Origin of the sequence: Mycobacterium paraffinicum (assembly GCF_025822865.1) — a bacterium.
GTDB classification, from domain to species: domain Bacteria; phylum Actinomycetota; class Actinomycetes; order Mycobacteriales; family Mycobacteriaceae; genus Mycobacterium; species Mycobacterium paraffinicum.
The window spans coordinates 357295-382694 of the sequence record NZ_JACKUR010000021.1 but is presented as its reverse complement, the minus strand read 5'-3'; the positions used below and the strand labels follow the sequence as shown (position 1 = coordinate 382694).

Sequence of the window (25400 nt, the reverse complement as noted above, 5' to 3'; positions counted from 1 at the left end):
AGCCCCGGGGTCTTCACTTTTGGTGGTGGTGTTCATCTAGGCCGCGTCACCGTTGATCCGGTTGGCCTGCAGGTACTTCAGGACGTCGTCACGCAGGTAGCGGATTCTGCGGCCACCGACGCGGGTGAACGGGACACCTTTGCGTAAGTAGCGATCCTGGGCCAGCGATGCCTCGCTCACGCCTAGAAATTCCGCCAACTGCCTGGCTGTAGCTACCTCAGGTAGCGACACTTCCGCCATCAGTCGATCTCCATTTCATCGCATGAGAGATGATTTTCATCTCCCTAGCGATAGAATGCATAAGATCGCGTGAACTGTCAAGAGAATCGTTGAACAGATGATTTTCATCGCTTATGCTCACGGGCATGGAGGACGCCGAAGACCGATGGGATCCGCTCGAATCTCTCGGGCCGACCGGAGCCACGGTTGCACGAAATATCAAGCGGCTGCGGAAGGCTAGAGGTCTCGCATATACCGATCTCTCTGCGCGATTGGCCGGGCTCGATCGAAGGATTCCCACCCTGGGCCTGCGGAAGATCGAGAGCGGTGGCCGGCGGGTCGATGTTGACGATCTGGTGGCTTTGGCCGCGGCGCTGAATGTATCTCCCGCGACGCTAATGCTGCCGGCGTCGTCGGATGAAACTGCGGAGGTCTCGCTAACTGCCTCGATTCCTCGTGCGGCAGAGGACGTTTGGGATTGGCTCACTGCCGCTAAGCCGCTCACCGATGCAGAGAGTCCGATATCGGAAGGCGATCAGTGGGTGGTGTTCATTCACGATGCCTGGCCGATCTGGCGGGTGCGGCAGGTGTACTCCACGACGTTCGAAGAGATGCAGCAGCGGCCGCACGGCCGTCCGGCCCGGCGAGGCGACCATGGCGACGATTGAAAAGTACGAGACCTCCTCGGGCTCAACGCTTTACCGTGTTCGCTACCGCAAGACGGATAACCGTCAGACCGACAAGAGAGGGTTCAGGACGAAGAAGGCCGCGGAGGCGTTCGCCAACACCGTCGAGGTCAAGAAGTTGACGGGTGAGTTCATCCCGGAGACCGCTGGTCGCATCACTGTCGCGGAGCTTGGGCCGGACTGGCTGACTCGCAAGGAACAGGCGACCGCACCCTCGAATTATCGGATGATCGAGTCGGCTTGGCGGGTGCATGTCTTGCCGAAGTGGGGGCGCTGGCAGGTCGCGAAGGTCACGGTGCCTGATATCGAGTCGTGGGTATCGCAGATGGTTCGTGACGGGCGGGGGGCGACAACGGTGCTGCGTGCCCATGGCGTGCTCTCCGGTGTCCTCGGGGATGCGGTGAAGGCGAGGCGACTTGCGTCCAATCCGGCCAGGGGTATCGAAGGGCTGCCGCGTAAGTCGACCCGCCGGCACGTTTATCTGTCGGCTGACGATGTGCACCGGCTGGCCAGTGAGTCGGGGGAGCATCGGCCGTTGGTCTATGTCCTAGCGTTCTGCGGGCTCCGCTGGGGTGAGGCGATCGCGCTTCGGGTTCGTGATGTCGAGTTTCTGAAGCGTCGCCTTGTGGTGCACGAGAACGCCGTGCAGCTCGGGGTCGATCATGCGGTCGGGCAGACGAAGGGCCGCGCGGTGCGGTCGGTGCCGGTGCCGTCTTTCGTCCTCGATGAGTTGTCGCCGGTGTGCGCGGACAAGGGCCCTAGCGATTTGGTATTTCCGGGGCCGGATGGGAAGTATCTGCCGCGGCCGAAGTCGACGCGCGGATGGTTCTCCGGTGCGGTCAAGCGGGCCAAGGTCCAGCAGATCACTCCGCACGACTTGCGGCACTCGGCGGCGAGCTTGGCCGTGTCGGCCGGCGTCAACGTCCTGGCGCTGCAACGGATGCTTGGGCACAAGTCGGCGAAGGTCACTTTGGATACCTACGCGGACCTGTTCGACACGGATCTGGATGCAGTTGCGGTCACTCTGCACAACACCTATTCACTCGGAAGTGTGGGCAAAGTGTGGGCACCGGGTGGGCACGAGGCTCGTCAGCAAACAGAAAAATAGCCCTTTACCTGCTATGCAGGGTCCAGGGCTATGGCGGTGGCGGAGGGATTTGAACCCTCGGACGGTGTTAGCCGTCACACGCTTTCGAGGCGTGCTCCTTAGGCCGCTCGGACACGCCACCGCGGAGCAGCTTACCGAACGGTGGGCCCCTCACCCCAATCGCTGGCGGGCGAAGAACTCCTCCAGCGGTGCGGCGCACTCGTCGGCGAGCACCCCGCCCCGCACTTCCGGGCGATGGTTGAGCCGCCGGTCGCGGACCACGTCCCACAGTGATCCGACCGCTCCCGTCTTGGGTTCCCACGCGCCGAACACCAGCCGGCCGACGCGGGCCAGGACCAGCGCGCCGGCGCACATCGTGCACGGTTCGACGGTCACCGCCAGCGTCGCACCCTCCAGCCGCCACCCGTCGCCGAGCGCGCGGGCCGCCGCCCGCAGCGCCAGAATCTCGGCGTGCGCGGTGGGATCGCCGAGGGCTTCCCGCGCGTTGACCGCGCGGGCGAGTTCCGTTCCGTCTGCGCCGACGACCACCGCACCGATGGGCACGTCGCGCGGGCCCGCCGTTGCGGCGACCGACAACGCGGTGCGGATCAGGTCTTCGTCGGCGATCACCGACCGATGCGGTCGATCACGGCCGACAGCTGGTCGGCGAAGCCCATCTCCCGGGCGATGCGGCCGAGCTGCTCGTCCGCATAAAGGTCGGCCTCGTCGAGGATGACGCCCAGCACTGCCTCGGGCAGCCCGATATCGGAGAGCAATCCCAGGTCGCCCTCCTCGAACGGGTCGGAATCCTCCAGGTCCTCGGGGTCGATGTCGGCGTCCAGCTTGTCCAGCACTTCGGCGGCGATGTCGTAGTCCAGCGCGGCGGTGGCGTCCGAGAGCAGCAGCCGGGTCCCCGACGGCGCGGGGCGCACGATCACGAAGAACTCGTCGTCCACGTCGAGCAGCCCGAACACGGCGCCGGCGCTGCGCAATTCCCGCAGCTCCGTCTCGGCGGCCTTGAGGCTCATCAGCGATTTGCGGGCCATCGGGGAACACCGCCACTGGCCCTCTTCGCGCACGACCGCTACGCCGAAACCGTCCGGCGTATCGGCGGACAGGCCTTGGGCTGGGGCCCGTTGTGCTCCCATGGCCGCTTACGGTAGTCGCAGACCAGGCCCCCTGACCAGATGGAGCGAAACCGCGCCGACATCTTGACGCACCGCCGCCGCCGGATTGTGCCAACCTTAGGTCTGTGGCTAGCCCTGTTTCTCAAACACCGGTGTGCGTGCTCGGCCTGGGGCTGATCGGTGGTTCGATAATGCGGGCCGCTACGGCGGCAGGCCGCGAAGTGTTCGGCTACAACCGGTCGGTGGAGGGCGCCAAAGAAGCCGCCGCCGACGGCTTCGACGCGACCACCGACCTGACGGCGACGCTCACCCGCGCCGCCGACACCGGCGCGCTGATCGTCCTGGCCGTCCCCATGCCGGCGCTGGCCGGCATGCTCGCCCACATCGCCGAACTGGCCCCGGCCTGCCCGTTGACCGATGTCACCAGCGTCAAACGGGCCGTGCTCGACGAGGTTGTCGCGGCCGGCCTGCAGGAACGGTTCGTCGGCGGCCACCCGATGGCGGGCACCGCCCATTCGGGCTGGGCCGCCGGCCACCCCGGCCTGTTCACCAGGGCGCCGTGGGTGATCAGCGTGGACGATCACGTCGACCCGGTGGTGTGGTCGATGGTCATGACGCTGGCGCTGGACTGCGGCGCGGTGCTGGTCCCGGCCAACTCCGACGACCACGACGCGGCGGCGGCCGCGATCTCGCACCTGCCGCACCTGCTCGCCGAGGCGCTGGCGGTCATCGCCGGGGACGTCCCGCTGGCGTTCGCGCTCGCTGCCGGATCGTTTCGCGACGGGACGCGGGTGGCCGGCACCAACCCGGACCTGGTGCGGGCGATGTGTGAGGGCAACTCCGACCAGCTGGTGCCGGCCGTCGACCGGGTGATCGAGTTGCTGAGCCGGGCCCGCGAGTCGCTGGTCGCGAACAATTCGGTGGGCGAACTCGTCGAGGCCGGCCACGCCGCCCGAACGCGTTACGACAGCTTTCCGCGTTCCGACATCTTCCACGTCATCATCGGCAGCGAGAACTGGCGCGAGGAGTTGGCCGCCGCGGGCCGGGCGGGCGGCGTGATCAGATCCGCTCTGCCAAGCCTGGATAGTCGACGATGAAGCCCTCGTCGTCGACACTCACGACGGTGTCGGCGACCGGCGAGTGCAGCTTGATGCCGTCGCCTCCGCCCGTGCTGGTGTAGCTCACCAGGTCCGCGGTGATCGCCATGTCGGGCAGGTTGATATAGACCACCGGCAATGTGACCGAGTCCGGCCGCTCGTGCAGGCCGAGCCGCCGGATGGGCAACGCGTTGAAGAACGGGCTGAAGACCACGTCGCAGTCGAGCGCGCCGTTGTACGCCGCTCGGCGCTCGCCCTGATGGTCGGTGACCAGCCACATGTTCTCTTCGTCACGGGCGATGGACAGCACGCGCTCCCGTTCGGCGAGGGTGACCGTCATCCCCAGCCGCTTGGTGGCGCCGGTCTCGTCGGTCTGCAGGTCGTAGTACGCACCGAATGCCGGATTGGTGGCGGTGGCGGCGGCGACGATGCGACCGTTCGCCTTGATCCTCTTGCCGGACACCTGGATTCGTACCGATTCCATCCGGGAGACGTCCTGGGCGCGCCAAGTCAACATTGCCTGCCACACGCGCCGAGCGGCATCAGAGGGGTCTGCGTTCACTCACCTACCGTAAAACGTGCGGGCGAACCGCGGCAGGCCTGTCGGATAAGTGTGGCGAAGTCGTCCGGTGCCCGGCACCGACGCCCACACCACCAACGCGAGCAGCCCGTCCAGCGCCAGCGCCAACGCGGCCACCATCAAGGCACCGACCAGGGCGAGGTGGAACTCTCGCTCCTTGATTCCGTCGATCAGGTATCGGCCCAGCCCACCGAGGCTGGCATAGGCGGCCACCGTGGCGGTGGCGACCACCTGAAGCGTCGCGCTGCGCAGCCCGCCCAGGATCAACGGCAGCGCGTTGCGTGCCTCCACCCACAGCACCTGCGCCTCGGTCATGCCCATTGCCCTGGCCGCGTCGACCACCGTCGGCTCCACGTTGGCGATTCCCGCGTAGGTTCCGGCCAGCAGCGCCGGGACGCCCAGCAGCATCAGGGCGACCAGCGGCGGCCCCATCCCCAGCCCGAACAGCAGCGTCCCGAGCAACAGCACGCCCAGAGTCGGCAGGGCGCGCAACCCGTTGACCGTCCCCACCACCAGCACCGTGCCGCGGCCGGTGTGCCCGATGATGAGCCCGGCCGGGACGGCGATCAGGGCCGACGCGCCCACCGCGACCGCCGTGTACTCCAGATGCTCGAGGACGCGCGCCGCGAGCCCGACCGGGCCGGTCCAGTTGCCGGCGGTCAATAGATAGGAGATGGCCCCCTGCACGAAGTTCATCGCGCGCCACCCACTATCGGGGCCACCACCGACCGCCGGCGCGGCGAGCGCCCGGCGCGCTCCCACGGCGTGGCCAGGCGGCCGGCCACCACGATCAACGCGTCGATGACGACAGCCAGCACGAACAGCGCGATGATGCCGGCAAGGATCTGATCGCTCTTGTTCGTCTGGTACCCCTCGGTGAACCAGGTGCCCAGGCCGCCGATGCCGATCACCGAACCCACCGAGACCATCGCGATATTGGTGACGACCACCACCCGCAACCCGGCGACCAGAACCGGAATAGAAAGCGGCAGTTCGACTTTCAGCATGCGGGCGATCGGCGGGTAGCCGACCGCGGTGGCGGCGTCGCGCACCTGGGCCGGCACCGCGTCCAGCGCCTCGAGCACGGCCCGCACCAGCAGCGCCGCGGTGTAGGCCGTCAGCGCGACAATGACGTTGGCCTCGTCGAGGATGCGGGTCCCGATGACCATCGGCAAGACCACGAACAGCGCCAGCGACGGAATGGTGAACACGACACTCGCGGTCGCCGTCGTCAGCCGGCGGGCAACCGGTGCGCGTTGAACCGCCGCGCCCAGCGGGACGGCGAGGGCCAACCCGATAAGCACCGGCACCAACGACAACCGCAGATGGACGATGGTCAGCGCCCAGGCGTCGTCGAGGTGGGTCAGCAGGTAGTGCATATCTGTTCCCCGGTCACGTCTTTCTTCGGGTTTCCACCGCGGCCAGCACGTCGTCCGCCAGCACACCGCCGATGACTTTGCCGCCGTCGTCGACGGCGAGGCCGACCCCCGACGGCGACGACAGCGCCGCGTCCAGCGCATGGCTGAGGTTCCCGCGGGGACGAAACAACGCGCCGACGCCACTCATGCTGTCCGACAACGACGCACCCGCGCGATACCTGCGCAGGCCCTCGGGATCGATCCAACCCATCGGCGCGCCCGCGCCGTCCACCACCACCGCCCAGCCGTCCGTCGGGCCGGTGCCGGCGAGGTCGTCCGCCGGGATCCGTTGCACGTCATGCACCGGCAATCCGGCCGCGTCGATGAGCTGCAGCCATCGATAGCCGCGGCCGAGACCGATGAACCTCGAGACGAAATCGTTGGCAGGGCGCGACAGCAGGCGCGTGGGTTCGTCGTACTGCTGCAAGGTGCCGGCCCGAAAGACCGCGACTTTGTCCGCGAGTTTGAGCGCCTCGTCGATGTCGTGGGTGACGAAGACGATGGTCTTGTGCAATTCGCTTTGCAGACGCAGGATTTCGTTCTGCAGGTCAAGCCGGACCACCGGGTCCACGGCCGAGAACGGCTCGTCCATCAACAAGACGGGCGGGTCGGCGGCCAGTGCACGCGCCACCCCGACACGTTGTTGCTCACCGCCGGACAGCTGCGCGGGGTAGCGGGTAGCCAGCTTGGTGTCCAGCCCGACGCGTTCGAGCACCTCGTAGGCGGCGGCGCGAGCCGCCCGGCGGGACTTCCCCTTGAGCACCGGAACTGTTGCGACGTTGTCGATCACCCGCAGGTGCGGCATCAGGCCGGCATGCTGGATGACGTAGCCGATCCCGAGGCGCAGCCGCACCGGGTCCAGGGTGGACACGTCCACACCGTCGACGGTGATGGTGCCGGACGTGGGCTCGATCATGCGGTTGACCATGCGCAGCGCCGTGGTCTTGCCGCTGCCCGACGAACCGACGAAGACGGTCAACTTCCCGTTCGGGATCACCAGGCTCAATTGGTCCACTGCGGTGGTCCCGTCGGCGAAGGACTTGCTGACTTTGTCGAAGACGATCATGAGCCGACCGGATGGTTGAAGCCGTTGTCCCGCAACCAGTCCCGGGCCGCCTGGTCGGGATCAACACCGGAGTTTCCCGCTACCGCGGCGTTGAGCCCGGCCACGCCGGGAGTGGTCAGCTTCGCCGACACGGCGTCGAGCACCTCCTTGAGCCGGTCCGACTTCTTCTGCGAATTGACCAGCGGCACAATGTTGCCGGCCAGGAAGTTGTGCTCCGGGTCTTCGAGGACCACCAAATGGTTCTGCGGGATCGCGGGGGACGTGGTGAAAACGTTTGCGGCGTTGACCCTTCCCTCCACCAGGGCGCGCACCGTCACCGCGCCGCCGCCGTCGTTGATGGCGACGAAGTTGCCCGGCCTGATGTCGAGTCCGTACTTCTGCCGCAGCCCGGGCAGGCCGGACGGCCGGTTCGCGAAGGCCGAGGGCGCCCCGAACCTCACGTCCGGCGAATGCGCCGCCAGGTCCTCGATTGTCTTCAGCTTCCAGGAATTAGCGGTCCCGCCTGTCACCGTCACGGTGTCGGTGTCGGTGGCCGGCGAAGGCGTCAGGACCGCCAGGTCGCCGGGCAGCCTACGGTCGAGCTCCAATTCGACGGCGTCGAGCATGGTCGCCGTCGACTCGGGCGCGAAATAGAGCAGCAGGTTGCCGATGTACTCCGGCACCAGGTCGACGGAATGGTCCTTCAGCGCCGGGATGTAGGTCTCCCGACTGCCGATTCCCATCCGCCGACCGACCTCGAATCCGTTTGCCTGCAACGCTTGTGCATATATCTCGGCGATGATCTGCGATTCCGGGAAGTCGCCGGACCCCACGACGATGGATTTGGGGCTGCGGACCTGGGCACCGAGCGGGTCGGAGCTGCTGCAGGCGGCGAGAACGCAGATCGCCGTGAGCCAGACGGCCGCTTGGATGATCGCGCGATGCGCGCGCGACGGCATCCCCATACCGCCGACACTAACCTCAGAGTCGCCGGCGCGCCGGGACCAAGCGGGCCGGTTGCCCGGTTTGGTTTCATTCTGTGCCGGATGGGACAAAGATGACCCTATGAGCAGCCATCCCCCTGCCTCGCCCAGCCACCAGCCTCCCCCCAAGCCCGTCGCGGCGCCCAAGGAACCGGCGCCCAAGGAGCCGGCGATCGGGTTCACCCGCGCCGGCGCGCTGTGGTCGTCCCTGATCGGCGGCTTCCTGATCCTGATTCTGCTGCTGATCTTCATCACCCAGAACACGGCGGAGACGCCCTTTACGTTCTTGGGCTGGCACTGGCGCCTGCCGCTGGGCGTCGCCATCCTGCTCGCCGCGGTGGTCGGCGGCCTGATCACGGTGGCCGTCGGCACCGCGCGAATCCTGCAACTGCGGCGCGCGGCCAAGAAGCATCACGCAGCGGCCCGCTAGGGCCTAACGGGGGAGCTTGGCCAGCTCCGCGAGCCCGCGGGAGATCAGCGGGGCCACGACCTCCGGCATGTGGTCGGAGTCCATGCCGCGAGCCTGGTCCGACATCCGCCGGCGGAAGTCGATGCCGGCCGCGATGATGGCCAGCTTGAAATAAGCCAGGGCCACGTAGAACTCCCAATGCGCCAACGGCAACCCGGCGACCAGCGAATACCGGTCGGCCAACTCGTCGGCCGTCGGCAACAGCGGTGACGTCCAGGCCGCCTGCGCGTTGACGATCAAATCCAGGGCCGGGTCGCGGTATACGCACATCAGGGCCGCGTCGGACAGCGGGTCCCCCAGGGTGGACAGCTCCCAGTCGACGACGGCGCGGACCTTCGTCGGGTCGTCGATGTCCAGGATGGTGTTGTCGATCCGGTAGTCGCCGTGCACGATCGACGTGCGGCTTTGCTGGGGAATGGCCTCTTGCAGACCGGCGTGCAGGCGCTCGACGTCGGCGTCGCGGCGGTCGTCGGGCAGCCGCACCAACGCCCACTGCGAACCCCACCGCCGCACCTGCCGCTCCAGGTAGCCGCTGGGCTTGCCGAAATCGGCCAACCCCACGGCCACGGGGTCGACGGAGTGGAGGTCGACGAGGACCCGGATCAGCGAGTCGACGCAGCCCTCGATGACGGTGTGGCTGAAGGCTTCGAGCTGGGCGCGACGGCGCACCACCTGGCCGGCGACGAATTCGACGATCTGGAACGGCGCGCCCAGCACCGAGTCGTCCTCGCACAGCGCGATCGCGCGCGCCACCGGAACGGGTGTGTCGCGCAGCGCGGCGACGACCCGGTACTCACGGGCCATGTCGTGCGCCGACGGGGTCAGGCCGTGCAGCGGCGGGCGTCGCACCAGCCAACTGGTCGCGTCGTCGTAGACACGGAAGGTCAGGTTGGAACGGCCACCGGAAATGAAGTCCGCGCGCAACTCACCGTCGCGCCCGATGCCGAGCGAACGCAGGTACCGATCCAGCGAGGCCAGGTCGAGGCCCTCGAGTTGGTCAGCTGAAGTCACCGGACTTGTTTACCACCTCTGATTTCGCGGCAGCAGGTCCCACACATGCTCGACTCCGTTGACCCCCGCCACGGTCGCCTGACCGGATCGCGAGAACAGCAGCCGGGTGACCGACGCGTAGTCGACGGGGAACGACAACAGCCGCGACGTCCCCAGAATCTGGTGCAGCAGGACGTTGATCACACCGCCGTGGCTGAACACCGCGACCGTGTCGTCGGGATCGACGGAGGCCACCAGCTCGTCGACCGCCGCGCGCACCCGGCCGAGAAACGCGTCCTCGTCGACCGCGCTGGGCAGGTGGCCCTGGGCCAGGCGCGCCCACTCCTCGGGCATTTCCTCGCGGATCTGCTCGACCGGGATGTAGAGCGGAAGGTCCCGGTCGTATTCCGCGAATCGGTCGTCGATCTCGACGGTGAGATCCCGCGCCGCCGCGACCGGTTCGGCGGTCTGGATGGCGCGCCGCTGGGGGCTGCTCACCACCCGGGAGATGGGAAACCGGTCCAGCGCCTTGGGAAGTCGCTCGATCTGTGCCAACCCCTCGTCCGACAGGTCCGGGTCGGAGCCCTCGCCGTGTTCGCTGCGCAGCGGCAGCGCGTGCCGGACCAGAAGCAATTGCATGGGTGTGTTCCTGTCTGTGGTTGAGCGCGACGTGTTCATTCAAAGCATGCGGACCGGCCCGCGCAAAATAGGGCTCAGCAGAAGGCCGACCGCGAGGAGGACGAATGACCGAGCCGAGCAGGGATTGGGACGTGGCATACCGGCAGGAGACGCCGCCACCGTGGAGCATCGGCCGGCCGCAGCCCGAGCTGGCGGTGCTGATCGACGAGGGCAACATCCGAAGCGATGTGCTGGACGCCGGTTGCGGCCATGCCGCCCTGTCGCTGGCTCTCGCCGCGCGGGGGCACACCGTGGTGGGCCTGGACAGCAGCGCGACCGCGATCCAGGCCGCCGCCCTGGCGGCCGCGGAACAAGGACTGACCACGGCGACTTTCGCGCAGGCCGACGTCACGAACTTCCGCGGCTATGACGGCCGCTTCTCCACGATCATGGACAGCGGGCTGTTTCATGCGCTGCCGCCGGAGAAACGCCAGGACTATCTGCAGTCGATCCTTCGGGCGGCCGCCCCGGGAGCGGCGCTGTACATCTTGGCCTTCGCCACCGGCGCGCTGGGCGACGCCGATCACGGTGGGCCGCGCGGCTTCACCGAAACCGAATTGCGCGAGGCGGTCTCGACGCTCTGGCGGGTCGACGACCTGCGCCCGGCCAAGGTCTACGGCAACGCGGGCCCGTCTTCCGACGGCCCGTTGGCACATCTGGAACGCGACGAGGACGGCCATTTCATGGCGCCCGGGTTCCTGCTCACCGCGCACAAGCCGGACTGAGCCGAAATGCCCGAGCCCCGGCGGAGAATGCTATTCTCCGCACAGAGAGCGGGGTGTGCGAATGACGACGGCAGGTCAGGACCGACTGGACGCGGGCGCTCTTGCCCGCTGGCTGGATGCGAACGGTGCGCCAGGCGACGGTGAGGAACCGCGGCTGGAGCAGCTGAAGGGCGGTTCGCAGAACACGCTGTATCTGCTCGACCGCGGCGGCGAGCGGATGGTGCTGCGGATGCCCGGCCCGCGCGCCGATGCGGCGCGCATCGACGGTTTACTGCGCGAGATCCGGCTGGTGCGTGCCCTCTCCGGCACCGATGTCCCGCATGCGGCGCTGATCGCCGCCGACGACACCGGCACCGTGCTCGGCATGCCGTTCTACGTCATGCAGGCCATCGACGGATGGAGCCCGATGGACGGCGGGTGGCAGCCGCCGTTCGACACCGACCTGGACGCCCGCCGCGGGCTGGCCATTGAGCTCGTCGAAGGCGCGGCGAAGCTGGGGCGGGTGGACTGGCGGGCTCAGGGTCTCGACGGCTTCGGCCGCCCGGACGGATTTCACGAGCGGCAGGTCGACCGGTGGCTGACCTTCCTCGACGCCTACAAGGTGCGCGACCTACCTGGCCTTGACCAGGCCGCGGAGTGGCTGCGGAACAACCGGCCCGCGCATTACCAACCGGGCATCATGCACGGCGATTACCAATTCGCCAACGTGATGTTCTCCCATGGGGAGCCGGCGCGGCTGGCCGCGATCGTGGACTGGGAGATGACGACGGTCGGCGACCCGCTGCTGGACCTGGCGTGGTGCCTGCTGGGCTACGACGGCGAAGAGCCGCGCGCCGACGGGTTCTATCTGGACATGACCGGCATGCCCACCCGCAGCGAACTGCTGCGGCACTACGAGGCGGTTAGCGGGCTTTCCACCGAAAACATCGACTACTACCTGGTGCTGGCGAATTGGAAGCTCGGCATCGTGCTGGAAAAGACTTACGCTGCGGGAGTGCGCACCGGCAAGGTCGACCCCAAGGTCCAGGACGCCTTCGGGACGATGATCCCGCAGCTGATCGCGACGGCGGCCGGGCTCGCGCGCTCCTTGCCCTCCGGGGGCCGGTGAAATGGGTTACGCGGACCGGCTTTTCGATCTCACCGACCGGGTCGTGCTGATCACCGGCGGCAGCCGCGGGCTGGGCCGCGAGATGGCGTTCGCCGCCGCCCGCTGCGGCGCCGACGTCGTGATCGCCAGCCGCAACATGGACAACTGCGTGACCACGGCCAAGGAGATCGAGGCCGAAACGGGGCGCTCCGCCATGCCGTATCAGGTGCACGTGGGGCGCTGGGATCAGCTCGACGGCTTGGTCGAAGCCACCTATGACCGATTCGGGAAGGTGGACACGCTGATCAACAACGCCGGCATGTCGCCTCTGTACGACAAGCTGACCGACGTCACCGAGAAACTGTTCGACGCGGTTCTCAACCTCAACCTCAAAGGGCCGTTCCGATTATCGGCATTGGTGGGTGAGCGAATGGTCGCGGCCGGCCGCGGGTCCATCATCAACGTGAGCACCGCCGGGTCGTTGCGGCCCGCTCCCGACATCGTTCCCTACGCCGCCGCCAAGGCCGGCCTCAACGCCATGACCGAGGCGCTGGCGAAGGCATTCGGTCCATCGGTGCGGGTCAACACGCTGATGGCCGGCCCCTTCCTGACCGACGTGAGCAAGGCGTGGAATCTCGAGGGGGCCCACGGCAAGCCGTTCGGACACCTGGCGTTACAGCGCGCCGGAGACCCCGGCGAAATCGTCGGGGCAGCACTGTTTTTGGCGTCGGACGCCTCTAGTTTCACCACCGGTTCGATCCTGCGCGCCGACGGTGGAATTCCCTGACGCGGCGATCGCAAGCTTGCCAATGAACGAGTAGGAGCATTCGAATGTCTTGGGACTTCTCCACCGAACCGGAATTCCAGCAGAAAATCGACTGGGTGCGCGACTTCGTCCGCGAAGAGGTCGAGCCCCTCGAGGTGCTGTTCCCGGGCTGCGAGTTCCTGCCACTGAACGACGAGCGCCGCCGGATCGTCGATCCGCTCAAGCAGCAGGTTCGCGACCAGGGCTTGTGGGCACCGCATCTGGGCCCCGAACTGGGCGGCCAGGGCTTCGGCGCGGTGAAGCTGACGCTGATCAACGAGATTCTGGGGCGCAGCCCGTGGGCGCCGATCGTGTTCGGCACGCAGGCGCCCGACACCGGCAACGCCGAGATCATCGCCCGCTTCGGAACGCAGGAGCAAAAGGACCGCTACCTTGCCGGCCTGCTGTCCGGGGAAATCTTCTCCTGCTTTTCGATGACGGAGCCGCAGGGCGGCGCCGACCCGCGGGTATTCCGGACGCGTGCCTTCCGCGACGGCGACGACTGGGTGATCACCGGGCGAAAGTACTTCTCCTCCAACGCCTCCGTCGCCTCGTTCTTCATCGTCGTCGCGATCACCGACCCGGACGTGCCCGTCCACCGCGGTGCCTCGACGTTCCTGGTGCCGGCCGGTACCGACGGGTTGACCATCGAGGCCACCCACCACCTGGTCGGCGCGCTGCCGCACGAACCCGGACATTCCCTGGTGCATTACGAGGGCGTCCGGGTGCCGTCGGACGCGCTGTTGGGCGAACCGGGCCAAGGCTTCATGATCCTGCAGACCCGCCTGGCCGGCGGGCGGCTGCATCATGCGATGCGGTCGATCGGAGTGGCCCAGCGCGCGGTGGAGATGATGGCGCGCCGCGCGAAAAGCCGTTTCACACAGGGCAGCTCGCTGGCCGACAAGCAGCTGGTGCAGGCGTTCATCGCCGACTCCTACACCGAGCTGATGCCGTTCCGGTTGGCGGTGCTGCACGCGGCGTGGCTGATCGACACCGCCGGGGAGCATGCGGCCCGCGCCGAGATCGGCGCCTGCAAGATCCTGGCGTCACAGGTGCTGAAATCGATTGGGCTGCGGGCGATCCAGGTACACGGTGCGCTGGGCACCACCGACCAGCTCCCGCTGGTCAACGTGCTGCTCGGCGGGGTGGCACTCGGCCTGGCCGACGGGCCGACAGAGGCCCATAAGGTCAACCTGGCCCGGCTGCTGCTCAAGGGATACGAGGCCGAAGACGCCGAGTGGCCGAGCGAACTGCTGGACATCCGCCGGGAGGCCGCACGCACCAAGTACGGCGGCCTCGTCGATCATGTTCCGGCGCTGCCCGATTCGCCGTGAGCAGCAGGGTGACCGCGGCGGTCGAGCGGGCGCTCGACGACCGCCAGCGCGAGGCTACCGAGGAGGTGGAGCGCATCCTGGCCGCCGCGGTCCGTGTCATGGAACGGGTCGCGCCGGAACCTCCGCGGGTGAGCGATATCGTCGCCGAGGCCGGTTCGTCGAACAAGGCGTTCTACCGATATTTCGCCGGTAAAGACGATCTCATCCTGGCCGTCATGGAACGCGGGGTGGCCATCGTCGTGTCCTACCTCGAGCACCAGATGGCCAAGGAGCGCGAGCCGCGCGATCAGGTCGCCCGCTGGATCGAGGGCACGCTGGCGCAGGTGGCCGACCCGCACCTGATCAGCCTGAGCCGGGCGGCCGCCGGACAGATGTCGGCCGGCGCGAATTGGCGCGCGGCGGATCAGGAGATGATGCGGCCGCTACGCGATCTGCTCGTCGAACCCGTTGCGGCGCTGGGAAGTAGCGATGTCGAGCGCGACGTCGAGGCCGTGTTCAGTTGCACCGCCGCGAACATGCGCCGATACGTGGGGTCGGCCGACCGGCCCAAGTCCGACGACATCGCACACCTGGTGGGCTTTTGTCTACGCGGCCTTGGGGTCAGTTGATGCGCGCCGTTGTCTGCCGTACGTACGGCACTCCGGAAGATCTGGTTCTCTCCGACGTCGACGACCCCGTTCCGGCCCCGGGGCAGCTGCTGGTGCGGGTGCACGCCGCCGCGGTCAATTTTCCCGACGTGCTGTTCATCGCCGGCAAGTATCAGGTGAAGATTCCGCCGCCGTTCATACCGGGCAACGAGATCGCCGGCGAAGTGATCGCCGCCGGTGCCGGCGCGCCATTCCAGCCAGGGCAGCGAGTTTCGGGAACCACGTTCGGCGCGTTCGCGGAACTGGCGCTGCTGGACGCGAGCCAGGCGGAGCTCGTGCCCTACGACGCCGACTTCGCTTCGGCCGCCGCCTTCGGCGTGACCTACCGCACCGCCTACCACGCGCTGCGCTCGACCGCCGCAGTGGCAGAAGGCGATTGGGTCGTGGTGCTGGGCGCCGCCGGCGGTGTCGGGCTGGCCGCGGTCGACCTGGCCGTCGCCATGAAGGCGCGGGTGCTGGCGGCCGCCTCGAGCCCGGAGAAGCTCGAGCTGTGCCGGCAACGCGGCGCCGAGGCGACCGTCGACTACGACCGCGAAGACTTGAAGTCGCGCATCCGCGAGCTCACGGGCGATGCCGCCCGCGTGATCATCGACCCGGTCGGCGGCCAGTATGCGGAGCCGGCGCTGCGCGGGCTGGGTCGCGGCGGCACCTTCGTAACCCTGGGCTACGCGGCGGGCACGATACCGGCCATCCCGCTCAATCTTGTTCTGCTCAAGGATATCTGCGTGCGGGGTATGGAGATCCGCACCTTTATGACCGACCACCCCGACGAGGCCGTCCGCGACATGCGGGAACTGTCGGAGATGTTCGCCGCCGGCACGATCCGGCCATACATCGGCGCGCGGTTCCCCTTGTCCGATACTGCCGCCGCGCTGCGGCACGTGGCCGACCGGAAGGTGTTGGGCAAGGTCGTCATCGACGTCACGGCGTGACGATGTCGAAGCTCGGGTCCGGCTGATCGAGCACACCCAGGAAAGTCCGCAGCGCCGCCTGGTCGCCGGATAGCTGTAGCCCGGGCGATTCGAAGTCGCCCAGCGCCGCCGTCAGCAGCCGAGACTTGCCGGCGAGCTCGACCGTGACCGTCGCCGTCGCGGGGTCGGCCGCCGCCTTGCGGTACACGAGCACACCGTTGCGCAGCGTGAGCCGGTAGTTGGCGGCCACATCGGCGAAGGCGATGTCGATGGCGAAGTCAAGATCCCAGCTGCGCGGCCCGTCGACACGGATGGCGAGGCTGTCGAAGATCTGCTCCGGGGTCAGCTGCAAAAGCATGCTGGGCGACGTGACCTGCGCGGCGGTGCCGAAGTTCCCGCCACGCAATTCCGTTGCGCCACTGAGAAAGAAATTGCGCCAGGTGGCGTTCTCGGCGCCGTAGGCCAGCTGCTCGAACGTGTCGGCGCACAGCGCGCGGGCGCCGGCATGCCCGCTCTCGGTGAAGATCGCGTGATCCAGCAGCGTTGCCGCCCAACGGAAGTCACCGGCGTCGAACGCCGTTTGGGCCAGCTCGACAACCCGGCCGATTCCGCCCATCGCCTCCACGTAGCGCGACGCGAGGGCCTCGGGCGGATGCGGCCACAGCCGGGCCGGGTTGCCGTCGAACCAGCCCATGTAGCGCTGGTAGACGGCCTTCACGTTGTGGCTGACCGACCCGTAATACCCGTGGGTGTGCCAGGCGCGCTCGAGCGCCGGCGGCATCTGGAACATCTCCGCGATCTCGACCCCGGTGTAGCCCCGATTGAGCAGTCGCAGCGTCTGGTCGTGCAAGTAGGCATACAAGTCGCGCTGCAGCGACAGGAAGTCGACGATGCTCTCCCGTCCCCAGGTGGGCCAATGATGGGAGGCGAACACCACCTCGGCGCGGTCGGCGAAGGCGTCGATCGCCTCGGTGAGGTAGCCGGACCAGGCGTGCGGGTCGCGCACCAGGGCACCTCGCAGGGTCAACAGGTTGTGCAGGTTGTGGGTGGCGTTCTCGGCCATGCACAGCGCACGGAATCGCGGAAAGTAGAAATGCATTTCGGCGGGCGCCTCGGTGCCGGGCGCCATCTGGAACTCGATCTCCACCCCGTCGATGCTGTGCTTCTCGCCGGTGTCGCGGATATCGATGGTGGGGACGATGATCGCCACCTCACCGGTGGACGGCGCCTGGCCCAGCCCGCAGCCCACCTGGTCCCGGGGCCCGCGGGGCAGCAGCGTGCCGTACATGTACGTCGCCCGGCGCGTCATGGCCGGACCGGCGTAGACGTTCTCCTGGACCGCGTGCTCGACGAAGCCTTCCGGGGCGAGCACCGCCACCGCGCCGGAATCCACCTCCGCCTGTGAGGTGACGCCCAGCACGCCGCCGAAGTGGTCGACATGGCTGTGGGTGTAGATGACCGCGACGATGGGACGGTCGCCGCCCCGGTGTGCGCGATACAGCGCCAGGGCCGCCGCCGCGACCTCCGTGGACACCAGCGGGTCGATGACGATGATGCCGGTGTCGGTCTCGACGAACGTGACGTTGGAAATGTCGAAGCCACGGACCTGGTAGATGCCCGGAACGACTTCGTAGAGGCCCTGTTTGGCGGCGAGAGTGGACTGCCGCCACAGGCTGGGGTGCACCGACGGCGGGGCGGGACCACCGAGGAAGGAGTAGGCGTCGTTGTCCCAGACCACGCGCCCGTCGGCCGCCTTGATCACGCACGGGGACAAGGCGGCGATGAATCCGCGATCGGCGTTGTGAAAGTCCGCGTCGTCATCGAATGGCAGCGCGTGCGCGCGATGCGCCGCCTCGATGACCGCGGTGGGGGGTGTGCGCTCCACGCCAATACATTGCCACCGACGCGCCGTTCCGCGAGGCGTTGCGCGCATCTTGTCAGGTGACCGACGAAGACGGAAACAATTAATCGGAACCGTAGGTGTTCGGCTCAGTTAACCCGCATACTGCCCCAGACGGCCCTCAATGCCGAGGGTCGCCACTTTCGGGCAAAGGAGAACATGTGAAGCGTGGACTGATGGTCGCGGTGGCCGGAGCGGCAGTTCTGGCCGCCGGTATTTCCGGCTGTTCCAGCAATAAGTCGAGTTCGGGCGGTTCGGGCACCAGCTCCGCGGTGAACACCTCGGCGGGCGCTGCCAGCGGAACCAAGGTCCTCATCGACGGCAAGGACCAGAACGTGAGCGGCTCCGTCGTGTGCACCACGGCCGGCGGCAACACCAACATCGCGATCGGTGGCGCAGCGACCGGGATCGCCGCCGTGCTCACCGACGCCAACCCGCCCCAGGTGAAGTCGGTCGGGCTGGGCAACGTCAACGGTGTGACGCTGGGCTACACCTCCGGGACCGGCCAGGGCAACGCCTCCGCCGAGAAGAACGGCAACAGCTACAAGATCACCGGGACGGCCACCGGGGTCGACATGGCCAACCCGATGCAACCGGTGAACAAGCCGTTCGAAATCGACGTCAATTGCTCTAGCTAGCTGAGGACGCGGGCGGTTGCCACCCGTTGAGTGGCAACCGCACCGTGAACTCGGTACGGCCGGGCGAGCTGTCCACGGTGATCGTTCCGTTGTGGGCCTTGACGACCGCGGAGACGATCGCCAGACCCAGCCCGGTGCTGCCGCCCTTGCGGGAGCGCGAGGTATCACCGCGGGCGAACCGCTCGAACACTTCCGACTGAAGCGCCGCCGGGATGCCGGGGCCGTTGTCGATGACCTGCAGCACGGTGTTGGCCGGCTCGGTGCTCAATCGGGTGGTCACGACCGTGCCCGCGCCGGTGTGCAGACGGGCGTTGGCGAGCAGGTTGGCCAGGACCTGATGTAGCCGGGCCGCATCACCGGTGATGATCACGGGTTCCTCGGGCAGGTCGAGCTCCCACTGATGGTCCGGCCCGGCGACATGCGCGTCGTTGACCGCGTCGACCGCCACCCGCGACAGGTCGACCGGCTCGCGTTCCAGCGGCCGCCCGGAGTCCAGCCGGGCAAGCAGCAGCAGGTCCTCAACCAGGCGCGTCATTCGTTCGGTCTCGGAGGCCACGCGACTCATCGCGTGTTCCACCGCCTCCCGGTCGTCTCCCATGCGCTGGGTGAGCTCGGTGTATCCGCGGATGGCGGCGAGGGGCGTGCGCAGTTCGTGACTGGCGTCGGCGACGAACTGGCGGACGCGGGTCTCGCTGGCCTGCCGGGCCGACAGCGCGGCCGCGATGTGGTCGAGCATCCGGTTGAGGGCCGACCCGAGTTGGCCGACCTCGGTAGCGGGGTTGGCGTCGGATTCGCGCACCCGCAGCGGGAGCTCGACCTCACCGCGGTCCAGCGGCAGGTCGGCCACCCTGCTCGCGGTCTGCGCGACGCGGCGCAGCGGCGCGAGCGCCCGCCGGATGATGACGACCCCGGCTATCGTCGCGGCCGCCAGCGCGATCACGGTGACGATGCCGAAGATGATCAGCATCCGGATCAGGGTGGCGTCGACGTTGGCCATCGACAGCCCCGTGACGATGGTGTCGCCGCCGTTTCGGCTCGGGGCGGCGACCACTCGATAGCGGCCGAGGCCATCCAGGTTCACCGTGACCGGCGCGCGGCTGTCGGCGATCCGCTCCAGTTGGTCTTGGGCGGTCGGGGTCAGCGCGGCCCGGGTGCCGCTGCTGGTCAGGTAGCCGGCGCCGACCGTTTTGCCGTGGTTGATCACCGCGGCCACCATGCCCGCCGGCTGACCCGGGGCGTCCAGGAATCGGGGGCCGGGGCCCGGCCTCGGGTAGTAGGAGTGCTCGCGCCGCCATCCCGGACGGTTCGGTTCGGGGTACATCAGCGCCGAACGGAACGACGTGCCGGCGAGCTGGCCGTCGAGCTGCTTCACCAGATGGTGGTTCAGCGCCAGCTCGGTCACCGCGGTGATGCCGACGCACACGATGGCCAGCACGACGATCTGCCCGACAAGCAACCGCAGCCGCAGGGACCAGGCCCGCCCGGGGTCAGCGAGCCGGCTTGAGGACATAACCCGCGCCACGCAGCGTGTGGATCATGGGGTCGCGGCCGTTGTCGATCTTCTTCCGCAGGTAGGAGATGTAGAGCTCGACGATGTTGGACCTGCCGCCGAAGTCGTAGCTCCACACCCGGTCGAGGATCTGGGCCTTGCTCAGCACGCGCTTGGAGTTGCGCATCATGAATCGAAGCAACTCGAACTCGGTGGAGGTCAGGGCAATTGGCTCGCCGGCACGGGTGACCTCGTGACTGTCCTCGTCGAGCACCAGATCGCCGACCACCAGCTGCGCGCCGCTGTCCACCGTCGTCACTCCGGTGCGTCGCAGCAGCGCCCGCAACCGCAGCACCACCTCTTCGATGCTGAACGGTTTGGTGACGTAGTCGTCGCCGCCCGCGGTCAACCCGGCGATGCGGTCTTCCACGGCGTCCTTGGCCGTCAACAGGAGCACGGGCAGCTGCGGGGTCTCTTCGCGCAACTTGTGCAAGACATCGAGCCCGCTCATGTCGGGCAGCATCACATCGAGGACGACCACGTCGGGGCGTTGGGCGCGGGCGGCGGCGATGGCCGATGCCCCGTCGCTCGCGGTCGCGATGTTCCAGCCCTCGTACCGCAGCGCCATCGACACCATTTCGGCGAGCACCGACTCGTCGTCCACGACCAACACGTTGATCGGGTTCCCATCGGCGCGACACATGACGACCCGCTCGACGGAGGATCGGGGCTGGGTCACAAGGTCCAGTATGCGCACCGCGCTGAGCCGCCGCTATGGCTTACCTTTGCGCGCCCTGTGAATGGGATCGCGCGACTGCCAGGCAGTCGCGCGATTCCGTTTTCCCGGCGAAGTGGCTAATACCAGTAGCGCCGGCCGGCGACTGGGCGGCCGATCGAGCCCATGATCCACAGCACGGCGCCGATGACGAGCACGACGACGCCGATTTCCCACAGCAAGGGGACGCTGAATACAAACCCGAGAATAAGTAGGACTACGCCTAGGACGATCATGACGACTCCTTTAGGTGAGGGGCACTAGGACACCAGGCATTGAACTGGGCTGCGGAACATGGCAGTCCTTGACTTTCGGGTTGACGCCCCCGTAATTCAAAGGCCCCGCGATGACGGTCAACGCGATGTTTCCCGCCGTGACACAACTGGTTGAGTCACCTTTGAAGTAATCGCGTTGCCATGCCGCAAACACCCCGATGAGCAGCCATACCAGGGCAATGGTCCCGATGATTCCGCTGCCACGCATGGTGACCTCCAATGTGGTCGAGAAAAATTTCTCGTGGACGATAGTTACCCATTCGACTTGTGTCTAAACATTGGCGATGGGTGAATTCGGCAGTGTGCCAGCGAAGCCCGGGGGACTAAGCGCGGTCGGCGAGCCACGCCGTCGCCCGCCTATTCGACGCCCGCGAAAGCCATGCGTCCTGGATCAGCTCGGTAAGTTCCGTCCTGCCGATTTCGGGCAGCCGGGCGGCCCGCACAAGTACCGATGGATGTCCGGCAAAGTGGTGAGTGGTGAAGAACGGCGAATCGGGATCCTGGGTCAGCGCCAGCTTGTCGCTCTCCGACTCCACCCAAAGCATGATCACGTCGGCATAGCGCTCGCCGGTGTCCGGATCGGTCGCGTCGGGCTGCGGCGTGCGGAAGAACACAAACGACTTGCCGCCCACCTGATAGATGGCGTTGCCCTTCGGACCCTCCACGCGCTGAACGTGCGGCATCGACGCGGCGATCTCGTGTACGTCGCTCACTCGCGCGGGTCGATCAGCCACACCGGCGAGGGTAGCGGCCCTGACGCCCTAGCCGCGCCGCTGCGCGGACACGTACAGCGTGGGCGGCATCGTGTGTTCCGCATCGCGCGGAACGTTGCGACCGTAACGAGCCATCAACTCCGAAAACGTCGCCGTGGCAACGTCCCAGCCCCGGTCCCGCAGCCAACCGTCCACGGGGGTGCGCTCTTCGGGATACCAGAGGTCGTCGTAGTCGGTGATCTCCGAGTCGACCAGCTTGGCGGCCGCGGCCCGCATGCGCTGCATGTCCTCGCGCTGGCGCCGGACGAGCTCCGGGTCGGTGAAGCCCGCGCCCGGCACGTTGGAAGCCAGCCAGCTGCCGTCCGCGCTGAGCGAGTGGATGCGCTCGAACAACAGGTCCTGGGCTTGCGCGGGCAGGTAACGGACCAGCCCCTCGGCCGACCAGGCGGCGGGCTTGGTCGCGTCAAATCCCGCCTCCCGCAACGCCTTCGGCCAATCCTGCCGCAGATCGATCGGCACGTTCACCAGTCGCGCCTTCGGCTGGGCGCCGTGCTCGCGCAGCGCGTTGGATTTGAAGTCCAGCACCTTGGGTTGGTCCAGCTCGTAGACGACCGTGCCGTCGGGCCATGGCAGGCGCCAAGTGCGCGCGTCCAACCCGGCCGCCAAAATCACCACTTGCCGGACCCCGGAGTCGGCCGCTTTGAGGAAGAACTCGTCGAAAAACGCTGTCCGCGTGGCCATGAAGTCGATCATCAGCTGGATGCGCGTGCTCACCTCGGGCTCCAGCTCCACCGCCTTGGCCAGCAGTGCGGGGTCGGCGTAGATGCTCCACATGCCTTCGCCGGCCGCGTCGACGAACACGCGCGCGAACGGGTCGTTGATGAGCGGGTCGGCGCTCTCGGTCTCGGCGGCCCGCGCCGCCGCGACACCCAGTGCGGTGGCTCCCACGCTTTGGGTGATGTCCCAGGAATCGTTGTCGGTACGCGGCATCGCCAGTTCCCTTCACGCGCGAGTCAGTTAGTTCCGCACACTATTGTTCCAGCCGCCGCCACCCGCGGCCGCTTCCCGGCGGTGGCCTACGCTTTTTCCCAGACGGCCCACAGGGGTTGCAGAGGAGCGCCGGCATGACGGAAGTGTTTGCCCCGATCGGTAAGGGCCGCACGTGGATGCCGTGAACCTGGACGCCGTCGCGGCGTGGATGTCCGAGCAGGGTCTCGGCGTAGGCCCGCTGGAGGACGTCTCCCCCGTCACCGGCGGCACCCAGAACATCATGTTGCGGTTCAGCCGCGCCGGCCGCCCTTATGTGCTGCGCCGCGGGCCGCGACACCTGCGTCCGCGGAGCAACAGCGTCATCCTGCGCGAGACGAAAGTCCTTGCCGCCCTGGCCGATTCCGACGTGCCGCACCCGCACCTGATCGCGGCCTGCGAAGACCCCGCCGTCCTGGGCGACGCCGTCTTCTACCTGATGGACCCGATCGACGGGTTCAACGCCGGCGAGGGACTGCCACCGCTGCATGCAAGCGATGCCGGCGTGCGGCACGGCATGGGCCTCTCGATGGCCGATGCGCTGGCCAAGCTGGGCGCGGTCGACCACGTCGCGGTCGGGCTCACCGACTTCGGCAAACCGGAAGGCTTCCTCGAACGCCAGGTGCCGCGCTGGCTGTCGGAGCTGGACTCCTACAGCGACTACGACGGCTACCCGGGACCGGACATCCCGGGCATCGAGGAAGTGTCGGCCTGGCTGGAGCGCCATCGGCCCGCGACGTGGACGCCCGGCATCATGCACGGCGACTACCACGCCGCCAACGTGATGTTCTCCCGAACCGGGCCGGACGTGGTTGCCATCGTCGACTGGGAGATGTGCACGATCGGCGACCCGTTGCTGGACCTGGGCTGGCTGCTGGCCACTTGGCGCCAGCCCGACGGTTCCAGCGTGTTCAGCCACGCCCTGGGCGGTCAGGACGGTCTGGCCGGCACCGACGAACTCTTGAAACGCTATGCGGCCAACACCATCCGCGACCTGTCGCACATCACCTGGTACACGGTGCTGGCGTGCTTCAAGCTGGGCATCGTGATCGAGGGGACACTCGCCCGGGCCTGCGCCGGCAAGGCCGAAAAGGAGGTCGGCGACCAGCTGCACGCGGCCACGGTGCACCTGTTCGAGCGCGCGCTGGGCCTGATCGAGGACCAGGGCTGATCCACTAACATCTGGGTTCGTGCCGCCTTATCCCGAGGAACCCGACTACTACTCCGAGCCCACCCAGGCCGCGCGGTATGGCGGCGGGTATTACGACGAGCCGGCGCCCCAGCCCGAGCCGCCGACCCCGTGGTACCGCCGCCCGGCGGCGCTCGTCGCGGCCGGTGCGGTCGGGGTGATCGTGCTTGCGCTCGTGGCGTACGCGGTGGTCAAGCTGGTGGCCGGCTCCCCCGCGCACAGCCCCGCAGCGACAACTACGACCACCGCGCCGACCACAACGGTGACCACCGCCACGACCACGGAGGCGCCACGGCACCACGGTGGTGGCGGAGGCGGCGGTGGCGTCCCGACCGAGACCGTCACCGAGACGGCCCCGCCACCGAGCTCCGACACCCCCACCACAACGGAACCGCCGAGCACCGTTACGGTCTCGCCGAGCACCGACACCAGCACCGTCACGCAAACCGTGACCGTGCCGCCCCGTCGCGGGCCGTTCGGGGGCCCGTTCGGCGGACGCTAGCGACCAGGGGCCGTCAGAGTTTGGCGCTCAACCCGGCGACCATGTTGATGGTGACGGCCAGGATTACCGCGCCAAAAAGGTACGACAGCAGCGCATGGCGTAAGACGGTTGCGCGCAGCCGAGAGGCGTTGATCTCCGTATCGGACACTTGAAAGGTCATGCCCACGGTGAAAGCCACATATGCGAAGTCCAGGTAGCGCGGCGGATGTGGGTCGTGGAAATCGATGCCTCCGACCTCGTCGGAGTAGTAGAGGCGCGCATAGTGCGCGGTGAAAAGCGTATGCACGGCAAACCACGACGCCACCACGGCCAGAATGCCGACGCCCGCCGCTGCGACGGCTTCGCCGCCCGAATGTGTGCCCGCCGCCACGACGTATCCCACCCCGCCGAGGCTGCCCACACTCGCTGAGACGATGACCACGTCGGCGAGCAACCGGGTGGCGTCCTCGCGGGTCGCATGCCGGGCGGTGCGTTCTGCATCCATCGGGGCGATGATGAGCCAGCTCCACGCGACATACAGCGCGGCGGCGACAACCCAGCCGAGCAGAGCGAACCTCCCACCGAGTGCACCGGCGATGACGACGGCCACCGCCGTTCCGGCGATCAAGGCAACGAAGATCCGCACCGCGACGGTGTCACGGAGAAAACGCACATAGGAAGTCACAGATCGACTTAAGCAGACGCCCCGAATGGGACCGATTGGAATAGGTCCCCAGCTAATACGCCGGGTCACGATTTCGAAAGCGCGCCCGAAGGGATTCGAACCCCTAACCTTCTGATCCGTAGTCAGATGCTCTATCCGTTGAGCTACGGGCGCCCGTGTTCAGTTGTCTTGCGTGGTGTTCCGTTAAGGACCCAGCGGAGGCGAGAGGATTTGAACCTCCGGTCCCCTTTGAGGGGGACAACTCATTAGCAGTGAGCCCCATTCGGCCGCTCTGGCACGCCTCCCTTGGACTGTTTGAGGGTACCCGACCCCTTTCCGGTCTCGCGGAACCGGCCATAGCG

29 protein-coding genes, 3 tRNA genes and 2 pseudogenes are annotated in these 25400 nt (G+C 67.6%); 13 read left to right on the top strand and 21 right to left on the bottom strand.

Going from position 1 to position 25400, the window contains the following annotated elements:
* Positions 1 to 36 precede the first annotated feature (36 nt).
* The gene (locus tag H7J89_RS10420; RefSeq protein WP_264043146.1) at positions 37 to 240 is read right to left on the bottom strand and encodes a helix-turn-helix domain-containing protein; all 204 of its coding nucleotides are present in this window, start codon (positions 238 to 240) and stop codon (positions 37 to 39) included.
* Positions 241 to 365: 125 nt separating this feature from the next.
* On the opposite strand from H7J89_RS10420, the gene H7J89_RS10415 reads away from it, so the two are divergent.
* Together H7J89_RS10415 and H7J89_RS10410 are read left to right on the top strand one after the other, a co-directional pair.
* Positions 366 to 887 (top strand): helix-turn-helix domain-containing protein, encoded by a 522-nt coding sequence (locus H7J89_RS10415; RefSeq protein WP_264043145.1) that lies wholly within the window; start codon positions 366 to 368, stop codon positions 885 to 887.
* The gene (locus H7J89_RS10410) at positions 874 to 2013 is read left to right on the top strand and encodes a site-specific integrase (RefSeq protein ID WP_264043144.1); all 1140 of its coding nucleotides are present in this window, start codon (positions 874 to 876) and stop codon (positions 2011 to 2013) included. Before H7J89_RS10415 ends, H7J89_RS10410 begins: the two co-directional genes overlap by 14 nt.
* Before the next feature lie 31 nt (positions 2014 to 2044).
* Here H7J89_RS10410 and H7J89_RS10405 read toward each other — a convergent pair.
* The 3 genes from H7J89_RS10405 to H7J89_RS10395 form a co-directional block, all read right to left on the bottom strand.
* Positions 2045 to 2134 (bottom strand) — tRNA-Ser (locus H7J89_RS10405).
* Positions 2135 to 2163: 29 nt separating this feature from the next.
* Positions 2164 to 2622 carry a nucleoside deaminase gene (locus H7J89_RS10400; protein WP_264043143.1) on the bottom strand — a complete coding sequence of 153 codons (459 nt, stop codon included), beginning with the start codon at positions 2620 to 2622 and terminating at the stop codon, positions 2164 to 2166.
* Positions 2619 to 3140, bottom strand: a complete 522-nt coding sequence (locus H7J89_RS10395) for a tRNA adenosine deaminase-associated protein (protein WP_067748783.1) — start codon at positions 3138 to 3140, stop codon at positions 2619 to 2621. The genes H7J89_RS10400 and H7J89_RS10395 overlap by 4 nt, the downstream gene beginning before the upstream one ends.
* 131 nt (positions 3141 to 3271) lie before the next feature.
* Here H7J89_RS10395 and H7J89_RS10390 point away from each other — a divergent pair, with 131 nt between their 5' ends.
* Complete coding sequence (locus H7J89_RS10390) at positions 3272 to 4216, top strand: prephenate dehydrogenase (protein ID WP_264043808.1); 945 nt, start codon at positions 3272 to 3274, stop codon at positions 4214 to 4216.
* On the opposite strand, the gene H7J89_RS10385 is transcribed toward H7J89_RS10390, so the two are convergent.
* The 5 genes and pseudogenes from H7J89_RS10385 to H7J89_RS10365 form a co-directional block, all read right to left on the bottom strand.
* The gene (locus H7J89_RS10385) at positions 4179 to 4778 is read right to left on the bottom strand and encodes a putative glycolipid-binding domain-containing protein (RefSeq protein WP_264043139.1); all 600 of its coding nucleotides are present in this window, start codon (positions 4776 to 4778) and stop codon (positions 4179 to 4181) included. The genes H7J89_RS10390 and H7J89_RS10385 overlap by 38 nt on opposite strands.
* Before the next feature lie 4 nt (positions 4779 to 4782).
* A pseudogene (locus H7J89_RS10380) lies at positions 4783 to 5492 on the bottom strand (ABC transporter permease).
* On the bottom strand, positions 5489 to 6175 hold the full coding sequence (locus H7J89_RS10375; protein WP_264043137.1) for an ABC transporter permease: 687 nt from the start codon (positions 6173 to 6175) through the stop codon (positions 5489 to 5491). Before H7J89_RS10375 ends, H7J89_RS10380 begins: the two are co-directional and overlap by 4 nt.
* A pseudogene (locus H7J89_RS10370) lies at positions 6160 to 7280 on the bottom strand (ABC transporter ATP-binding protein). The gene H7J89_RS10375 and the pseudogene H7J89_RS10370 overlap by 16 nt, the downstream one beginning before the upstream one ends.
* The gene (locus H7J89_RS10365; protein WP_264043133.1) at positions 7277 to 8224 is read right to left on the bottom strand and encodes an ABC transporter substrate-binding protein; all 948 of its coding nucleotides are present in this window, start codon (positions 8222 to 8224) and stop codon (positions 7277 to 7279) included. The pseudogene H7J89_RS10370 and the gene H7J89_RS10365 overlap by 4 nt, the downstream one beginning before the upstream one ends.
* Positions 8225 to 8324: 100 nt before the next feature.
* On the opposite strand from H7J89_RS10365, the gene H7J89_RS10360 reads away from it, so the two are divergent.
* Positions 8325 to 8672, top strand: a complete 348-nt coding sequence (locus H7J89_RS10360) for a LapA family protein (protein ID WP_264043131.1) — start codon at positions 8325 to 8327, stop codon at positions 8670 to 8672.
* A 3-nt stretch (positions 8673 to 8675) separates the two neighbouring features.
* On the opposite strand, the gene H7J89_RS10355 is transcribed toward H7J89_RS10360, so the two are convergent.
* Together H7J89_RS10355 and H7J89_RS10350 are read right to left on the bottom strand one after the other, a co-directional pair.
* Positions 8676 to 9722, bottom strand: coding sequence for a phosphotransferase family protein (locus tag H7J89_RS10355; protein WP_264043129.1), 1047 nt, complete (start codon positions 9720 to 9722; stop codon positions 8676 to 8678).
* 9 nt (positions 9723 to 9731) lie between these two features.
* On the bottom strand, positions 9732 to 10340 hold the full coding sequence (locus tag H7J89_RS10350; RefSeq protein ID WP_264043127.1) for a histidine phosphatase family protein: 609 nt from the start codon (positions 10338 to 10340) through the stop codon (positions 9732 to 9734).
* 104 nt (positions 10341 to 10444) lie between these two features.
* Between H7J89_RS10350 and H7J89_RS10345 the strand changes: the two genes are divergently transcribed.
* From H7J89_RS10345 to H7J89_RS10320, 6 genes are all read left to right on the top strand, one after another.
* On the top strand, positions 10445 to 11104 hold the full coding sequence (locus H7J89_RS10345; protein WP_264043125.1) for a class I SAM-dependent methyltransferase: 660 nt from the start codon (positions 10445 to 10447) through the stop codon (positions 11102 to 11104).
* A gap of 61 nt (positions 11105 to 11165) precedes the next feature.
* Entirely contained in the window at positions 11166 to 12212 is a 1047-nt protein-coding gene (locus tag H7J89_RS10340) for a phosphotransferase family protein (protein WP_264043123.1), read from the top strand.
* 1 nt (position 12213) lies between these two features.
* The gene (locus H7J89_RS10335; protein ID WP_264043121.1) at positions 12214 to 12978 is read left to right on the top strand and encodes an SDR family NAD(P)-dependent oxidoreductase; all 765 of its coding nucleotides are present in this window, start codon (positions 12214 to 12216) and stop codon (positions 12976 to 12978) included.
* 44 nt (positions 12979 to 13022) lie between these two features.
* Positions 13023 to 14330 (top strand): acyl-CoA dehydrogenase family protein, encoded by a 1308-nt coding sequence (locus tag H7J89_RS10330; RefSeq protein ID WP_264043119.1) that lies wholly within the window; start codon positions 13023 to 13025, stop codon positions 14328 to 14330.
* Positions 14327 to 14938 carry a TetR/AcrR family transcriptional regulator gene (locus tag H7J89_RS10325; RefSeq protein WP_264043117.1) on the top strand — a complete coding sequence of 204 codons (612 nt, stop codon included), beginning with the start codon at positions 14327 to 14329 and terminating at the stop codon, positions 14936 to 14938. The genes H7J89_RS10330 and H7J89_RS10325 overlap by 4 nt, the downstream gene beginning before the upstream one ends.
* Positions 14938 to 15909: an NADPH:quinone oxidoreductase family protein gene (locus H7J89_RS10320; protein WP_264043115.1), complete on the top strand. Its 972-nt coding sequence runs from the start codon at positions 14938 to 14940 to the stop codon at positions 15907 to 15909. Before H7J89_RS10325 ends, H7J89_RS10320 begins: the two co-directional genes overlap by 1 nt.
* Here H7J89_RS10320 and H7J89_RS10315 read toward each other — a convergent pair.
* Positions 15899 to 17821, bottom strand: coding sequence for an alkyl/aryl-sulfatase (locus tag H7J89_RS10315; RefSeq protein WP_276041900.1), 1923 nt, complete (start codon positions 17819 to 17821; stop codon positions 15899 to 15901). The genes H7J89_RS10320 and H7J89_RS10315 overlap by 11 nt on opposite strands.
* A gap of 128 nt (positions 17822 to 17949) precedes the next feature.
* Between H7J89_RS10315 and H7J89_RS10310 the strand changes: the two genes are divergently transcribed.
* Complete coding sequence (locus H7J89_RS10310; protein ID WP_066954962.1) at positions 17950 to 18426, top strand: lipoprotein LpqH; 477 nt, start codon at positions 17950 to 17952, stop codon at positions 18424 to 18426.
* On the opposite strand, the gene H7J89_RS10305 is transcribed toward H7J89_RS10310, so the two are convergent.
* The 6 genes from H7J89_RS10305 to H7J89_RS10280 all read right to left on the bottom strand — a co-directional run bounded on the left by H7J89_RS10305 (position 18419) and on the right by H7J89_RS10280 (position 22668).
* Complete coding sequence (locus tag H7J89_RS10305; RefSeq protein ID WP_264043111.1) at positions 18419 to 19936, bottom strand: sensor histidine kinase; 1518 nt, start codon at positions 19934 to 19936, stop codon at positions 18419 to 18421. The genes H7J89_RS10310 and H7J89_RS10305 overlap by 8 nt on opposite strands.
* Positions 19914 to 20618: a response regulator transcription factor gene (locus H7J89_RS10300; RefSeq protein WP_066954966.1), complete on the bottom strand. Its 705-nt coding sequence runs from the start codon at positions 20616 to 20618 to the stop codon at positions 19914 to 19916. The genes H7J89_RS10305 and H7J89_RS10300 overlap by 23 nt, the downstream gene beginning before the upstream one ends.
* Positions 20619 to 20770: 152 nt before the next feature.
* On the bottom strand, positions 20771 to 20926 hold the full coding sequence (locus H7J89_RS10295) for a DUF6131 family protein (protein ID WP_090419013.1): 156 nt from the start codon (positions 20924 to 20926) through the stop codon (positions 20771 to 20773).
* 10 nt (positions 20927 to 20936) lie between these two features.
* On the bottom strand, positions 20937 to 21185 hold the full coding sequence (locus H7J89_RS10290; RefSeq protein WP_046182738.1) for a hypothetical protein: 249 nt from the start codon (positions 21183 to 21185) through the stop codon (positions 20937 to 20939).
* Between the two features lie 103 nt (positions 21186 to 21288).
* Positions 21289 to 21699, bottom strand: coding sequence for an MmcQ/YjbR family DNA-binding protein (locus tag H7J89_RS10285; protein WP_264043104.1), 411 nt, complete (start codon positions 21697 to 21699; stop codon positions 21289 to 21291).
* A gap of 27 nt (positions 21700 to 21726) precedes the next feature.
* Entirely contained in the window at positions 21727 to 22668 is a 942-nt protein-coding gene (locus H7J89_RS10280; RefSeq protein ID WP_264043102.1) for a class I SAM-dependent methyltransferase, read from the bottom strand.
* Positions 22669 to 22876: 208 nt separating this feature from the next.
* Between H7J89_RS10280 and H7J89_RS10275 the strand changes: the two genes are divergently transcribed.
* Together H7J89_RS10275 and H7J89_RS10270 are read left to right on the top strand one after the other, a co-directional pair.
* On the top strand, positions 22877 to 23875 hold the full coding sequence (locus H7J89_RS10275; RefSeq protein ID WP_264043804.1) for a phosphotransferase family protein: 999 nt from the start codon (positions 22877 to 22879) through the stop codon (positions 23873 to 23875).
* A 19-nt stretch (positions 23876 to 23894) separates the two neighbouring features.
* Positions 23895 to 24395 (top strand): hypothetical protein, encoded by a 501-nt coding sequence (locus H7J89_RS10270; RefSeq protein ID WP_264043100.1) that lies wholly within the window; start codon positions 23895 to 23897, stop codon positions 24393 to 24395.
* Positions 24396 to 24408: 13 nt separating this feature from the next.
* Here the strand turns inward: H7J89_RS10270 and H7J89_RS10265 are convergent, their stop codons facing one another.
* From H7J89_RS10265 to H7J89_RS10255, 3 genes are all read right to left on the bottom strand, one after another.
* Complete coding sequence (locus H7J89_RS10265) at positions 24409 to 25059, bottom strand: DUF1345 domain-containing protein (RefSeq protein WP_264043099.1); 651 nt, start codon at positions 25057 to 25059, stop codon at positions 24409 to 24411.
* 80 nt (positions 25060 to 25139) lie between these two features.
* Positions 25140 to 25212, bottom strand: a tRNA-Arg gene (locus tag H7J89_RS10260).
* Positions 25213 to 25254: 42 nt separating this feature from the next.
* Positions 25255 to 25343, bottom strand: a tRNA-Ser gene (locus H7J89_RS10255).
* Positions 25344 to 25400: the final 57 nt, after the last annotated feature.

Coding starts and splice junctions, on each gene's coding strand:
- H7J89_RS10335 (WP_264043121.1), top strand. CDS start 12,214: ATGGGTTACGCGGACCGGCTTTTCGATCTCACCGACCGGGTCGTGCTG.
- H7J89_RS10420 (WP_264043146.1), bottom strand. CDS start 240: ATGGCGGAAGTGTCGCTACCTGAGGTAGCTACAGCCAGGCAGTTGGCG.
- H7J89_RS10395 (WP_067748783.1), bottom strand. CDS start 3,140: ATGGGAGCACAACGGGCCCCAGCCCAAGGCCTGTCCGCCGATACGCCG.
- H7J89_RS10300 (WP_066954966.1), bottom strand. CDS start 20,618: ATGTGTCGCGCCGATGGGAACCCGATCAACGTGTTGGTCGTGGACGAC.
- H7J89_RS10295 (WP_090419013.1), bottom strand. CDS start 20,926: ATGATCGTCCTAGGCGTAGTCCTACTTATTCTCGGGTTTGTATTCAGC.
- H7J89_RS10275 (WP_264043804.1), top strand. CDS start 22,877: ATGTCCGAGCAGGGTCTCGGCGTAGGCCCGCTGGAGGACGTCTCCCCC.
- H7J89_RS10360 (WP_264043131.1), top strand. CDS start 8,325: ATGAGCAGCCATCCCCCTGCCTCGCCCAGCCACCAGCCTCCCCCCAAG.
- H7J89_RS10315 (WP_276041900.1), bottom strand. CDS start 17,821: ATGCGCGCAACGCCTCGCGGAACGGCGCGTCGGTGGCAATGTATTGGC.
- H7J89_RS10345 (WP_264043125.1), top strand. CDS start 10,445: ATGACCGAGCCGAGCAGGGATTGGGACGTGGCATACCGGCAGGAGACG.
- H7J89_RS10410 (WP_264043144.1), top strand. CDS start 874: ATGGCGACGATTGAAAAGTACGAGACCTCCTCGGGCTCAACGCTTTAC.
- H7J89_RS10350 (WP_264043127.1), bottom strand. CDS start 10,340: ATGCAATTGCTTCTGGTCCGGCACGCGCTGCCGCTGCGCAGCGAACAC.
- H7J89_RS10365 (WP_264043133.1), bottom strand. CDS start 8,224: ATGGGGATGCCGTCGCGCGCGCATCGCGCGATCATCCAAGCGGCCGTC.
- H7J89_RS10330 (WP_264043119.1), top strand. CDS start 13,023: ATGTCTTGGGACTTCTCCACCGAACCGGAATTCCAGCAGAAAATCGAC.
- H7J89_RS10340 (WP_264043123.1), top strand. CDS start 11,166: ATGACGACGGCAGGTCAGGACCGACTGGACGCGGGCGCTCTTGCCCGC.
- H7J89_RS10320 (WP_264043115.1), top strand. CDS start 14,938: ATGCGCGCCGTTGTCTGCCGTACGTACGGCACTCCGGAAGATCTGGTT.
- H7J89_RS10305 (WP_264043111.1), bottom strand. CDS start 19,936: ATGTCCTCAAGCCGGCTCGCTGACCCCGGGCGGGCCTGGTCCCTGCGG.
- H7J89_RS10280 (WP_264043102.1), bottom strand. CDS start 22,668: ATGCCGCGTACCGACAACGATTCCTGGGACATCACCCAAAGCGTGGGA.
- H7J89_RS10415 (WP_264043145.1), top strand. CDS start 366: ATGGAGGACGCCGAAGACCGATGGGATCCGCTCGAATCTCTCGGGCCG.
- H7J89_RS10375 (WP_264043137.1), bottom strand. CDS start 6,175: ATGCACTACCTGCTGACCCACCTCGACGACGCCTGGGCGCTGACCATC.